Origin of the sequence: Arthrobacter woluwensis (assembly GCF_900105345.1) — a bacterium.
Taxonomy (GTDB): Bacteria; Actinomycetota; Actinomycetes; order Actinomycetales; family Micrococcaceae; genus Arthrobacter_E; species Arthrobacter_E woluwensis.
Window position 1 is genome coordinate 188,771 of record NZ_FNSN01000004.1, and the last position, 12,082, is coordinate 200,852.

The window sequence follows — 12,082 nt, forward strand, 5'->3', positions numbered from 1 at the left end:
ATGAGAAGACTGAAATTGATCCTGCTCGCGGGAACCCTGATCGCCTTGCTGAGCGCGTGCACGGGCGGGGCTAAGCCGGACGACGGCGCGCTGGCGCAGAAGTACAAGGCCGCCGTCGCGTCGCTCCCGCACGTCTCCTCGGTGGACAGCCAGTACTCGACCAAACAGGGCATGGGCCGGACCGGCACGGTCGACATCAAGGCGGACACGAGCGACGACGCCGCGCTGAAGGAGCTCATGCGGCAGGCCTTCCCGGCCATCGTGAAAGCCGCGGACGGCGACCCTGAAGCGTCGCTGACGATCCTGGTCACCGCCGCGGACGGCTCGGGCTCCTACTCGCCGTCCGTCCTCGGGTATTCGGGTGGGAACACCCTCAGCAGCTACCGCGAGTTCCTCAAGGCCAACCCGAACCCCGGCATCGCGGGGTGACGCGACGGCGGACGCGACGCGCCCGCTGACCGATCGCCGTCGTCGTCCGCTGTCCACCCGCACAACGCGCGGGGGCCGCGCGCAGTGGGAGGATGGTGCCATGACGTCGACCGAACTGCATTCCGAATCCCCCGCCATCGCGCTGACCATCGCCGGTTCCGAGGCGACCGGCGGCGCGGGCGCCCAGGCCGATCTGAAGACCTTCCAGGAGCTGGGCGTCTTCGGCATCGTGAACCTGACCTGCATCGTCTCCTTCGACCCGAAGGACAACTGGAACCACCGCTTCGTGCCGGTGGATCAGCAGGTCATCGCCGACCAGCTCGAGGCGACGACGGCGGCCTACGGTCCCGAGTCGGGCGCCGGGAGCGTGCTGGACACCGTCAAGATCGGCATGCTGGGCAGCCCCGCCACGATCTCCACGGTTGAGACGGCGCTCCAGGGCGGCGGCTTCCGGAACATCGTGCTGGACCCCGTGCTGATCTGCAAGGGTCAAGAGCCGGGCCACGCCCTGGACACCGACCAGGCGCTCAAGGCCCAGATCCTGCCCCTGGCCACGTTCGTCACCCCGAACCACTTCGAGTCCGAATCGCTCTCCGGCATGACCATCTCCACGGTCGATGACCTCGTCGAGGCCGCGAAGAAAATCCACGCCCTCAGCGGCGCTGCCGTGCTGGCCAAGGGCGGCGTGCGCCTGGCCGGCGACGCCGCCGTCGACGTCTTCTACGACGGCGAGACCCTGGAGATCCTCTCCGAACCCAAGGTGGGCGACGTCGCCGTCTCCGGCGCCGGCTGCTCGCTGGCCGCCGCGGTGACGGCCGGGCTGGCCAAGGGCGCCACCCCGCTGGAAGCCGCACGCACCGCCAAGGCCTTCGTGACCCGAGGCATCGAGAACCGCGTGACCTCCGGAGCCCCCTTCACCGCCCTCTGGCAGGGCGGCGCCGGCGCCTGACCCCGGCCCACCCCCGCGCGAGAGAACAGATGGCGCCCCTACCCGGCCTGGGTAGGGGCGCCATCTGTTCTCTCGCGCGGGGAGGAGGAGCCGCCTAGGAGCTGGTCACGACCTCGTTGAGGCTCGCAAGGCCCGATTCGAAGTCCTTGCCCACCATCTTGTCCATGCTGAACACCTTGGCGAAGATCTTGGACAACAGGGTCTTGTTCTCGCCGCTCATGGTCCAGGTGACCTTGGTTCCATCGCCCTCCGGGACGAACGTGAAGAGCGTGTGGTTCTCGTTCTTGAAGGGCTTGAGGAAGTTGAGGCGGATGTCGATGGACCCGGACCCGTCGGTGCTGCCGGCCGGTTCGGTCATGGCCTCGATCAGCATGGCGCCCGATCCGGCCTTCTTCCCCTCCCACGAGTACGCCGCGCCGCGGCCCGACTCGGGGCCGCTGTAGTTCTTGGTCATCGCCGGGTCGAGCTTCTCCCAGGGCGACCAGGCGCCCCAGAGGTGGAAGTTGTTGACGTGGGCGAAGACGTCCTGGGGTGCGGCCTGGATGAAGGCGCTGCGGGTGACGGCGAAGGTGCTCATGCGATCAGCTTAAGCCCCGCCGCGAGCGTCGTCACGGGTGTTCTCCCCACGTGACCGTCATGACCCGCGACGCCGGCGCACCCACCGCCGTCGAACGCCGCCGCTGCCAGCCGTCGCGTCAGCGCAACGGCCAGAGCAGGGCCCGGATCCCTCCATCCGGCTGTTCCGGGACGGGCGGCGGCCACGGCGAACCGCCACCGCCTGCCCGGTCTCCGGCCGGCAGGCCGGGCCAGCTCGCACTGCCGGACGGACCACTTCTGAACGGATCCACCGCTCCCCCTCTCAGATCTCCGAGGCGTCGACCACCGGCGCCTGGTACCGCACCCCGAGGGCCGCGAAATGCGCCCGACCGCAGGCCATCTTGCGCTGCTCCTCCGGACGGAGGGCGTCCTGACGGTGCGTGGACTTGGTCTCCGCCACCACGGCGACGTCCCGCAGCCGCCCATCCCTGAGCTCCATCTTGAGGACCGCCCAGTCCGGGTTGTACCCGCCCACCGGGGTGGGGATCCGGAACCGTGGCGGGAGCTTGAGGAACAGTTTCACGTCACCGTCCGCGTCCCCATCGGCGAAGCGGTCGTCCAGCCCGCGGGCGAAGTCCCGCTCCACCTCGGAGTCGACCCGGACATGACTCACGATCGACCCCTCCACGCCCACCACGTGCCGGGCGTCAGCCTCGCCGTCCAGATCCCGCAGGATCTCCAGCGGCCATTCGGCGTGCTCCTGCTCGTCCACCCGGTGGTAGCGGATGCCCTGGACCATGAGGGCACGACGGGACTCATTGATGACCCGTGCCAGCAGGTCCAGCACCGCCTGCGGGTTGACCGTCAGCTCCTCCGCCCGGCCCGACGCCGTGACGAGGCCCGCGAGCGTGGCCCGGGTGAGGCCGGTCTCGCGCTGCAGGTGGCCCAGGACGTCGGGGATCCTGGGCGCCGTGTCCACCTGCCCGGCGTCCTGGAATCCGTGCACCATCCGGGCGCCCACCCCTCCCGCGGCCCCCGGGCCGCCCCGCGTCATGCCGAGCACCGCGTCACCGACCACGAGCCGCGGCGCACTGACGGCGGGTTCCCGCCGCAGCCGCTCGACGACGTCGGCCCGGAGGGTTCCGGCGTCAAGGCTCACCTCGTACCGCGTCCGCGGGTTGATGCTCCGCCACAGCGCGCGGAAGGCCGGGTCGTCCGCGAGCGCGGTGAGCTCCGGCACCTCGACGTGCACCTGGGCGCGCTGGTCGCGGATGCGGCCGCCGTCGAACGTCACGCCGGTCTCGTCCTCGATCTCCGCCTGCAGGGCGCGGGCGAAGTCGTCGTAGTGCTCATTGGCGATGACCGTGAGCCGGTTGACCGCGGGGTCGAAGCAGCGCTCGCCGTTCTCGTGCACCGGGAGGCGGAGGCCGCGCCCGATCTCCTGCCGCTTGCGGTCCACGGACACCGATTCGTTGAGGGTGCAGATCTGGAAGACGTTGGGGTTGTCCCAGCCCTCCCGCAGCGCCGAGTGGCTGAAGATGAACCGCCGCGGGTTGCCGTGCTCCAGAAGCTTCGTCTTGTCCCGCATGATCTCGTCGTACGCGGTCTGGTCGTCAGCGGTCGTCCCCGACGTGTCACGGGGCCGTCCCGCACGGTCCGTGGCGAAGTAGCCGGTGTGGACCGCGTCGACCTCGGGCAGGCCCAGCCCGGCGAACCGCGGCTGCGCGGCGAGCTCCGAGTAGGCTTCTTCGAACCAGCGGCGGATCTTCGGCTCCTGCTCGCCGGTTCCGGTGTAGTTCGCGACCCGGTCGATGAACACCACGGACAGCACTTTGACCCGGCGGCCCGGCTCGGGGAACTTCCGGCGCACCAGCACCTCGTGCTGCAGATGGCTCTCAACCGTGGCCCTGAGCTGGGCCTTCATGAGCGAGTCCCGGTCCACCCCGGTCCGCTCACCGACGCGGAGCACGCGGTCGTTGGCGAAGGTCACCTCGCCGGCACCGGCGTGGATGTCCTCGACCACCCAGCTGGCGTACCGTTCCAGCCCTCCCGAGAGCTCCTGAAGGTCCTGGCCCGCCCGGTCCAGCCGCACCGTCCTCCGCGCCACGCCATCCCCGGCCCGGACGTCGATCTCGACCGTGGCACTCACCCCGCCCCGGTCCGCGTCGACGGAGCGCACCAGGATCCCGGCCCGGTTGGGGTCGTGCTCCTGGAGGACCGAACGGACCACGATCTGCTTGACCAGGCCCAGGTCGTACGCCCGCACCGGGTCCAGCGTGTACAGCTGGTGGTGGCGGTCCTTGTGAGTGGCCGAATAGCGGAGGGTGAAGAGCGGCCTCAGCTGGCGCAGTGCCTCCTTGCTCTTCCTGCTCTCCATCTTCTGCGGTTCGTCGAGGATGACGATCGGCCGGGTCTCCGCGAGCAGGCTGATGCCCCGGCCCAGCCCTTCGAGGTCTTTGTAGAGGACGTTCCCGGCCTTGTTGAAGGACGCCAGGGTCATGATCAGGACCTTGAGCTCGCTGTCCCGGTTGAAGCTGCGGATCCTGCTGATGTCCTTTGAGTCATAGACCCAGGCGTCGAGGCTCTGATGGTCGAAGAGCTCTGCGAAATGCCCGTCCATCGCGCGGAGGCTCTGCAGCACGCCCTCGCGGATCGCGACGGAGGGCACCACGATGATGAACTTCCGCCAGCCGTACCGCTCCCGGAGCCGCCGGATGGTGCGGAGGTAGACGTAGGTCTTGCCGGTTCCGGTCTCCATCTCCACGCTGAAATCGAGCGATCTCAGCGCCTCGTCCCGGGCCTCCTCGGGGACGAAGTTCTCCGTCCTGCCCTGCACGGCGCGTAGGTTCTCCAGGATCTGCTCCGGCGGGATCGCCAGCCGGTTCCCCACCCCGCCCCCGGAGAACAGCACGCCTTCCTCCTCGAGCGCGGTGCCGAACGACCCCTGGGCGAGCGGCTGCCCGCTGAACAGCTCGACGACGGCGTCCACCGCCGCGAGCTGGTGCGGCTGAGTGGCGTCGAAGGTGAGTTCCATGGGCTTCTTTCTGAAAGGTCGGGCGGGTGAGGGGCGGCTGATGCGGCTCCCGGATGAAACCGTGGCAGCGGCCAGAGGGGCCGGCCGTCCCGGCCCCTCTGGACGTCCCGGCGCTCTGGCCGCGATCACACCGTCGCCGCGCACGACTACACCGTCCGGAGCGCGTGATCCCGGTCGGGGTCGGTCTCTCCGCGGCGGGCGGCGAAGCGGAGACGGGCATTGAGCTTGAGCGAGTCGTCCTCGCCGAACGCCGAATCCAGCAGGAAGATCTGCCGCGGAGCCGGATCGAGGCCCAGCAATGCTTCGATGAACTCCGGAGTGATCCTCCGGGCCGCGCTCACGGCGACCGCTCCGCCCTCCGCGAGCACCACCACCTCGCCGGCCAGCGGCAGCACGTCAAGGGACGTGTCCAGGCGGACACCCGCCTTGAGGAGGATCTCGTGCACGATCTGTTCGTCCGTGGCCGACGCCTCGACGTTGTCCACGAACACCTCGAGGTCCTCTCCGAGCAGCGTGCTCACCTCCGGGGACCACTCCCGGAAGTGGGACGCGCTCAGCCGGAAGGCCCGGAATCCGGTGTCGGTGGATGCGGTGCCGCCGGCCGGGCCTGTGCCGGCCTCGGCCTCCAGGCCGGCCCCCGGGCCGGCCTCCGGGCGGGCCTCCGGGCCGGCCGCCTCCGACTCCGTCTCCGATCTCAGCAGGCGTCCAGCTCGCCGGACACGCTCCCGGGTGACGGCGGCCAGGGTGGGGAACCCGGGCCGACCGGACTCCTCGGGAAGCTGGACGAGCAGGAAGCGGCGGTCGCCGCCGTCGTCGGCGTTCTGCCGGAGGACCGCCTCGGCCGTCGTGCCGGAGCCGGCGAAGAAGTCCAGCACCAGATCGCCGCCCGTGGGCGAGGTGGCGGCGCGGACGAGCTGCTGCACGAAGTCCACCGGTTTCGGGTAGTCGAAGGCGCCGCCCAGGCCGAGCCGTTCCAGGTCCTTGCGGCCCTGTTCGGAGAGGACCTTCACGATCGAGTAGAGCTTGGAGGTCGCCTCGCGGACGGGGGTGCGCTTCGCGACGGCGTGCTTGCCGCCGCCCCACGGCAGGAGGAAGAGCTCCCCGCGGGCGATCCACTCGTCGACCTCCCGCTTCTTCGCCTCGCCCTTGTACTCGACGAGCTCCTCATACAGGCAGCGGCGTTCCACCCCCGGCTCGTACTTGCCGAACGTCTTGCGGATCACGTCGTCATCGACCAGGTACCGCACGCCGTCGATCTCCTCGACGCGGCCCTGGACCACCTTGTCACGGCGCAGCGGCGGCAGGCTCCGCAGGGACTTGGCCACGACGAGCGCGTAGTCGTGGCCGCGCACCACATGACGGGCGTTGCCCCCGCCCTTGGCCCGCTGATGGATCAGGGTGGCCACGAAGTTCTCCGAGCCGAAGATCTCGTCCACCAGGTGGCGCAGGGAGGCCAGCTCGCCGTCGTCGATCGAGACGATCAGCGCGCCGTCCTCGGCCAGCAGGCTCCGCGCCAGGACGAGCCGCGGGTACATCATGCTCAGCCAGTCCGAGTGGAACCGGCCCGACGTCTCCCGGTTGGCCGAGGTGCGGAACCCCTGGCCGTCCACCTGCCCAGAGCGCCGGAGGTAGGCCGCGGTGGGCTCGGCGAAGTCGTCCTCATAGATGAAGTCGTGGCCGGTGTTGTAGGGCGGGTCCAGATAGATCAGCTTGACGCTGCCGTAGTACGGCTTCTGCAGGAGCTTGAGGACTTCGAGATTCTCCCCCTCGACGACGGCGTTCCGGGTGCCGGCCCAGCCGGCGGACTCGTGGTGCAGCGGGTCCAGGGTGCCCGTGGACGGCCGCTGCGCCAGCCGGACGGCCTCGCGCTTGCCGGGCCAGCTAAGCCCGTAGCGCTCCTGAGGCTCGTCGGCGCCCAGGGTGGGGACGGCGTCGCCGAGCAGGACGCGCAGCCGAGCGAGGTCCACGGCGCCGTCCGCGAAGGCCTCCGGGAAGAGCTCCCTCAGCTCCGCGACGCGGTCCGGGCGGTGCTCCCCCGCAAGCTCCTCGACCGTCCGGATTCCGTCCGGCATCCCGTTCTCCTCCCTGCTGGACCGTTGCAAACAGTCACAGTGATCGATTTCGCACACTATGACAGTTATACATGTCACGAGCAGGGGCTTTCTACTCTGTCATTGATGGGTGTCCAGTCATGCCAAGCTCACTCCGGAGGCCTCCAAGGCCCTCGGTCTGCGCTTGCAGGCGCTTCGCGCGGACTTCGGCTGGACGCAGGCGGAGGTCGCCGGGCTCATCGGCCTGTCCCGCGGCCACTACCGCACGCTCGAGCTGGGGCACCGTGACTACGGCGACCGCTCGACGTCGAACCCCACCATCGCCACCCTCCTGGAGCTGGCGCGCGTCTACCGGATCGATCCCAAAGAGCTGATCGACCTGGTCCTGGAGAACAGCGGCAAGTGATCCTCCGGTCATGACCGGAGCCTACGCCCGCCCTCCGACACTGTTTCCGGGCGGCGACGGCAAAGGCCGCCGGAAGGAATCCGACGGCCCTGCTTTTCACGGTCCAGTGCCCTAGTGTCCCGGGATCTCCGCAGGCACTCCGTGCTCCTCGAGCCCGGCGGCGCGGCGCGCCTTCAGCCGCTTGCGCACGAACGGCCAGCAGATCGCCAGAACCGCGACGGAGACGAGCGAGGTCCAGACCTGCGTCTGACCGGACTCGCCGGAGAGCAGCATGACCACCACGATGCCGAGCACCGCCACGATCACCAGGATCCCGAGCCACGGGTGCAGCCACATCTTGAGCTTCAGCTGCGACTCCTCCTCCGGGCTCAGTGCCGCACGGGTGCGCAGCTGGGTCAGGGCGATGAACGCGTAGACGAACAGCGCCACGAGGCCGGCGGAGTTCATGATGAAGTCGAAGATGCCGGAATCCGGGGCGGTGAAGTTGATGATCACCGCGGCGTAGCCACCCAGGGTCGAGGCGATGACGGCGGCCACGGGTACGCCGGAGGAGGACTTCCGCGCGATCAGCTTCGGCGCGTAGCCCTGCTCCGCGATCGAGGAGAACATGCGCGCAGCGGAATACAGGCCGGAGTTCAGCACGGAGCAGACGGCGGTCAGGATCACGGCGCTCATGACGACGTCGGCGCCCGGCAGGCCGTACAGGCTGAAGAGGTAGGCGAACGGCGCCTTCTCCTTCGGGTCCGGGAGCTGGTTCCACGGCACGATGGTGACGATCAGCAGAACCGCTCCGACGAAGAAGATCAGGATGCGCCAGATGACGGTGCTGGTGGCCTGACGCACACCCTTGGCGGGGTCCTCCGACTCGGAGGCCGCCATGACGGCGATCTCGGTGCCGAAGTAGGAGAAGATCACGATGGCCACGCCGCCGACCACGGCATCGATGCCCTTCGGCATGAATCCGCCGTGTTCCCAGAGGTTCGGGATGGATAAGTGCGCGTTCGGCCACAGACCGAAGGCGAACAGGATGCCGACCACGAGGAAGACCACGATCGCGGCCACCTTGATGCTGGCCAGCCAGAACTCGGTCTCACCGAAGGAGCGGAGCGACACGAGATTCGCCCCGGTGAACACGAGGAGCAGCAGGATCGAGAAGACCCACTGCGGCACCCCGGGCACCCAGCCGTTCAGGATGGAGCCGCCCACCACGGCCTCGTAGGCGATCACGCCCACCCAGAAGTACCAGTAGAGCCAGCCCACGAAGTACGCGGCCCAGTCCCCGAGGCCCACCCGGGCGTACTCCATGAAGGAGCCGACGGCGGGACGCGCCGCGGCCATCTCGCCCAGCATCCGCATGGCCAGGAAGACCAGCAGACCGCCGATGAGGTAGGAGATCACGGCGGCCGGACCGACGGCCTTGATCACATTGGCCGACCCGACGAACAGGCTGGAACCGATGATCCCGCCGAGCGTGATCATGGTGACGTGACGGGAGCGGAGTTTCTTCCCCTCGGGGTGCGGGCTGTCCTGGGACATGGAGCCTCATTTCTGCAGAAGGTGGTGCGATGCGCCCGAGGGCACCCGGAATCCTACGCCACAATGGACCGGCTTTTCACGTCATGCCCCGCTCCGGGACGCCGCCCCTACTCGGCTGCACCCGGCCCGGCACAGGACACGTCAGTGGCGGAACGGAGTCACCGGCCCTCTTCGTGCGCCGCCAGGAAGCTGTAGACCTCGGTCTCGTCCACGCCGGGGAACGCGCCCGGGGGCATGGCCGCCAGGAGGTGCGAGTGTGCCCGCGCGGACGGCCAGGCGTTCCCGGCCCAGGCCTCGGACAGCTGCGCCGGAGGCTGACGGCAGCAGCTCGGATCCGGGCAGTTCGACACCGACCGCACCGTCGTCTCGCGCCCGCGGAACCACTTCACATGGGCGTACGGCACCCCGACGGAGAGGGAGAACTGGCCGCCCGCGGAGCGCTCGGTGCGGGCCGTGCACCAGAACGTGCCGGCCTTGGTGTCGGTGTACTGACTGTAGGGGCTGAACTTGTCGGCCACCCCGAACACCACCCGGCTCGTCCAGTTCTTGCAGCTCGGCTGGCCCTCGATCGACCCCGTGTGGTCCTTCGGGAAGATCACCCCGTCGTTTTCGTAGGCCTTGTAGATGATGCCGCTCTGGTGGGTCTTCTGGAAGTGCGTCGTGATGCCGAGGTGGTGCGTGGCGAGGTTGGTGAAGCGGTGGGCGGCGGTCTCATAGGACACGGCGAAGTGGTCCCGCAGGTCCTCGATGGCGATCTCCTTGGCCGCCTTCGCGTGCTGCAGGAACTCGACCGTGGCGTCCTCCGGCAGCATGAGCGCGGCCGCGAAGTAATTGGTGGCCACGCGCTGGTGCAGGAAGTCCCCGTAGTTCCGCGGTGTCTCGTGCCCCAGGACGTAGTGGCCCAGCGCCTGGAGCAGCACCGAGCGCGGATCGTGGTCGCCTGAAGAACCCTGCGTGAGGTAGATCCGCCGGTTCTTCAGGTCCGTCACGCTCCGGGTCGAATGCGGAAGGTCGCTCACGTGATGCAGCGTGAAGCCCAGGTGGGCGGCGATGTCCGAGATGACGAACTGGCTGAGCGGCCCGCCGCTGTACCCGACGCCGGCCAGGACCTTCTTGGCCTCGGCCTCGTACTCCGGGAAGTAGTTGCCCCGCTGGCGCATCATCACGCGCAGCTCGCTGTTCGCCCGCCGCGCCTCCTCCGGGGTGGCGAGCTGCTCGTTGAGGCGCCGTTCGAGTTCCTTCAGCAGGCCGAGCTGCGCTTCCAGCACGTCATTGGGCAGCCGCGGCCCCACCCGGATGGCCGGCAGGTTGAGGGACTCGTAGAGAGCGCTGCGCTGGTAGCGCTCCAGCTCGATCTCCATGGCGGCGCGGCGGCTGGGAGGTTCCGTGCCGAGCAGATCGTCCAGCCCGACGTCGAGCGCTCCGGCCAGCTGCTGCAGGGCGCCCAGGCGCGGCTCGCGCTTGCCGTTCTCCAGCAGGCTGAGCTGGCTCGGCGCCATGCCGACGACGCCGGAGAGAGCCTCGAGCGTCAGACCCGCCTTCTTGCGCAGGTGCCGGACCCGGCGGCCGAGCGCGATGACATCCACCCCGCCGCTGTCGCCGAGGGGCGCAGGCCTCTCCAGACCGGCATGCCAGTTGCCACGGACCGTGTGCTGCTCCGAACGCGTCATTTTTTGAGAATACGGGAAGAAGTGCATTTCTTTCCAGGGAAAACGTCTGGAAAGGGGGTTGAAACTGCGGAAATCTTGAAGCACGGCAAAGTACAGCCGGCATCAAGAGCTCAGCGAAGAGCCCTACTTGAGGAGACGGACATGACCGCAGAATTCACCACTTCCCCGAGCACCCCCGAAGAGTCGGCGGCGGCCCTGGAGCTGGAATGGTCTGCCAACCCGCGTTGGGAGGGCATCCAGCGCGACTACTCGGCCGCCGACGTCGTCCGCCTCCGCGGTCGTGTCAGCGAAGAGCACACGCTCGCCCGCCGCGGATCGGAGAAGCTCTGGGCCCAGCTCAAGGAGCAGCAGAGCAAGGGCGAGCACACCCACGCCCTCGGCGCCCTCACCGGCAACCAGGCCGTGCAGCAGGTCAAGGCCGGACTCAAGGCCATCTACCTCTCCGGCTGGCAGGTCGCCGCGGACGCCAACAACGCCGCTCAGACCTACCCGGACCAGTCCCTGTACCCGGCCAACTCCGTGCCGCAGGTGGTCCGCCGCATCAACAACGCCCTGCTCCGCGCGGACCAGATCGAGTTCTCCGAAGGCAAGCAGTCCGTGGAGGACTGGCTGGTCCCGATCGTCGCCGACGCCGAGGCCGGCTTCGGCGGCCCGCTGAACGCCTACGAGCTCATGAAGTCCATGATCGCCTCCGGCGCCTCGGGTGTTCACTGGGAGGACCAGCTGGCCAGCGAGAAGAAATGCGGCCACCTGGGCGGCAAGGTGCTGATCCCCACCCAGCAGCACATCCGCACCCTCAACGCGGCCCGACTGGCCGCCGACGTGTCCGGTGTCCCGAGCGTCATCATCGCCCGGACCGACGCCGAAGCCGCCACGCTCATCACGAGCGACGTGGACGAGCGGGACCAGGAGTTCATCACCGGCGAGCGCACGGCGGAGGGCTTCTACAAGGTCCGCAACGGCATCGAGCCCTGCATCGCCCGCGCCAAGGCCTACGCCCCGTACTCGGACCTCATCTGGATGGAGACGGGCACCCCGGACCTCGAGCTGGCCCGGAAGTTCGCGGAGGCCGTCAAGTCCGAGTTCCCGGACCAGATGCTCGCCTACAACTGCTCCCCGTCCTTCAACTGGAAGAAGCACCTGGACGACGCCACGATCGCCAAGTTCCAGCGCGAGCTGGGCGCCATGGGCTTCACCTTCCAGTTCATCACCCTGGCCGGCTTCCACGCCCTGAACTACTCCATGTTCGATCTCGCCCACGGCTACGCCCGTGACGGCATGAGCGCCTATGTGGAACTCCAGGAGCGCGAGTTCGCCGCCGAAGACCGCGGATACACCGCGACCAAGCACCAGCGCGAAGTGGGCACCGGCTACTTCGATCTGGTCTCCACTGCCCTGAACCCGAACGGCAGCACCCTGGCCCTGGTGGGATCCACCGAAGAAGGCCAGTTCCACTGAGGTTCCCCGCAC

9 protein-coding genes are annotated in these 12,082 nt (G+C 68.8%); 4 read left to right on the forward strand and 5 right to left on the reverse strand.

Annotated features, from left to right (window positions below; translation table 11 throughout):
* Both BLV63_RS16465 and BLV63_RS16470 read left to right on the forward strand, forming a co-directional pair.
* Positions 1-429, forward strand: a complete 429-nt coding sequence (locus BLV63_RS16465; protein ID WP_139244780.1) for an anaphase-promoting complex subunit 10 family protein — start codon at positions 1-3, stop codon at positions 427-429.
* A 100-nt stretch (positions 430-529) separates the two neighbouring features.
* Positions 530-1,378, forward strand: coding sequence for a hydroxymethylpyrimidine/phosphomethylpyrimidine kinase (locus tag BLV63_RS16470; RefSeq protein WP_066214791.1), 849 nt, complete (start codon positions 530-532; stop codon positions 1,376-1,378).
* Between the two features lie 94 nt (positions 1,379-1,472).
* Here the strand turns inward: BLV63_RS16470 and BLV63_RS16475 are convergent, their stop codons facing one another.
* The 3 genes from BLV63_RS16475 to BLV63_RS16485 all read right to left on the reverse strand — a co-directional run bounded on the left by BLV63_RS16475 (position 1,473) and on the right by BLV63_RS16485 (position 7,021).
* Complete coding sequence (locus BLV63_RS16475) at positions 1,473-1,955, reverse strand: SRPBCC family protein (protein ID WP_066214790.1); 483 nt, start codon at positions 1,953-1,955, stop codon at positions 1,473-1,475.
* 282 nt (positions 1,956-2,237) lie between these two features.
* On the reverse strand, positions 2,238-4,949 hold the full coding sequence (locus BLV63_RS16480) for a restriction endonuclease (RefSeq protein WP_066214788.1): 2,712 nt from the start codon (positions 4,947-4,949) through the stop codon (positions 2,238-2,240).
* 146 nt (positions 4,950-5,095) lie between these two features.
* Complete coding sequence (locus BLV63_RS16485) at positions 5,096-7,021, reverse strand: site-specific DNA-methyltransferase (RefSeq protein WP_066214786.1); 1,926 nt, start codon at positions 7,019-7,021, stop codon at positions 5,096-5,098.
* 109 nt (positions 7,022-7,130) lie between these two features.
* On the opposite strand from BLV63_RS16485, the gene BLV63_RS16490 reads away from it, so the two are divergent.
* A complete protein-coding gene (locus BLV63_RS16490; protein WP_066214784.1) occupies positions 7,131-7,406 on the forward strand; it encodes a helix-turn-helix domain-containing protein in 276 nt (91 codons plus the stop codon).
* 111 nt (positions 7,407-7,517) lie between these two features.
* Here the strand turns inward: BLV63_RS16490 and BLV63_RS16495 are convergent, their stop codons facing one another.
* Together BLV63_RS16495 and BLV63_RS16500 are read right to left on the reverse strand one after the other, a co-directional pair.
* On the reverse strand, positions 7,518-8,942 hold the full coding sequence (locus tag BLV63_RS16495) for an amino acid permease (RefSeq protein ID WP_066214781.1): 1,425 nt from the start codon (positions 8,940-8,942) through the stop codon (positions 7,518-7,520).
* Between the two features lie 158 nt (positions 8,943-9,100).
* The gene (locus BLV63_RS16500; protein ID WP_373277851.1) at positions 9,101-10,612 is read right to left on the reverse strand and encodes a helix-turn-helix domain-containing protein; all 1,512 of its coding nucleotides are present in this window, start codon (positions 10,610-10,612) and stop codon (positions 9,101-9,103) included.
* Between the two features lie 141 nt (positions 10,613-10,753).
* Between BLV63_RS16500 and aceA the strand changes: the two genes are divergently transcribed.
* Positions 10,754-12,070: an isocitrate lyase gene (aceA, locus tag BLV63_RS16505; RefSeq protein ID WP_066214777.1), complete on the forward strand. Its 1,317-nt coding sequence runs from the start codon at positions 10,754-10,756 to the stop codon at positions 12,068-12,070.
* The last annotated feature ends 12 nt before the right edge of the window (positions 12,071-12,082 follow it).

What these genes read in the sequence shown, in the direction of transcription:
- aceA (WP_066214777.1), top strand. Translation starts at nt 10,754, where the DNA reads ATGACCGCAGAATTCACCACTTCCCCGAGCACCCCCGAAGAGTCGGCG.
- BLV63_RS16500 (WP_373277851.1), bottom strand. Translation starts at nt 10,612, where the DNA reads ATGACGCGTTCGGAGCAGCACACGGTCCGTGGCAACTGGCATGCCGGT.
- BLV63_RS16495 (WP_066214781.1), bottom strand. Translation starts at nt 8,942, where the DNA reads ATGTCCCAGGACAGCCCGCACCCCGAGGGGAAGAAACTCCGCTCCCGT.
- BLV63_RS16470 (WP_066214791.1), top strand. Translation starts at nt 530, where the DNA reads ATGACGTCGACCGAACTGCATTCCGAATCCCCCGCCATCGCGCTGACC.
- BLV63_RS16485 (WP_066214786.1), bottom strand. Translation starts at nt 7,021, where the DNA reads ATGCCGGACGGAATCCGGACGGTCGAGGAGCTTGCGGGGGAGCACCGC.
- BLV63_RS16465 (WP_139244780.1), top strand. Translation starts at nt 1, where the DNA reads ATGAGAAGACTGAAATTGATCCTGCTCGCGGGAACCCTGATCGCCTTG.
- BLV63_RS16480 (WP_066214788.1), bottom strand. Translation starts at nt 4,949, where the DNA reads ATGGAACTCACCTTCGACGCCACTCAGCCGCACCAGCTCGCGGCGGTG.
- BLV63_RS16475 (WP_066214790.1), bottom strand. Translation starts at nt 1,955, where the DNA reads ATGAGCACCTTCGCCGTCACCCGCAGCGCCTTCATCCAGGCCGCACCC.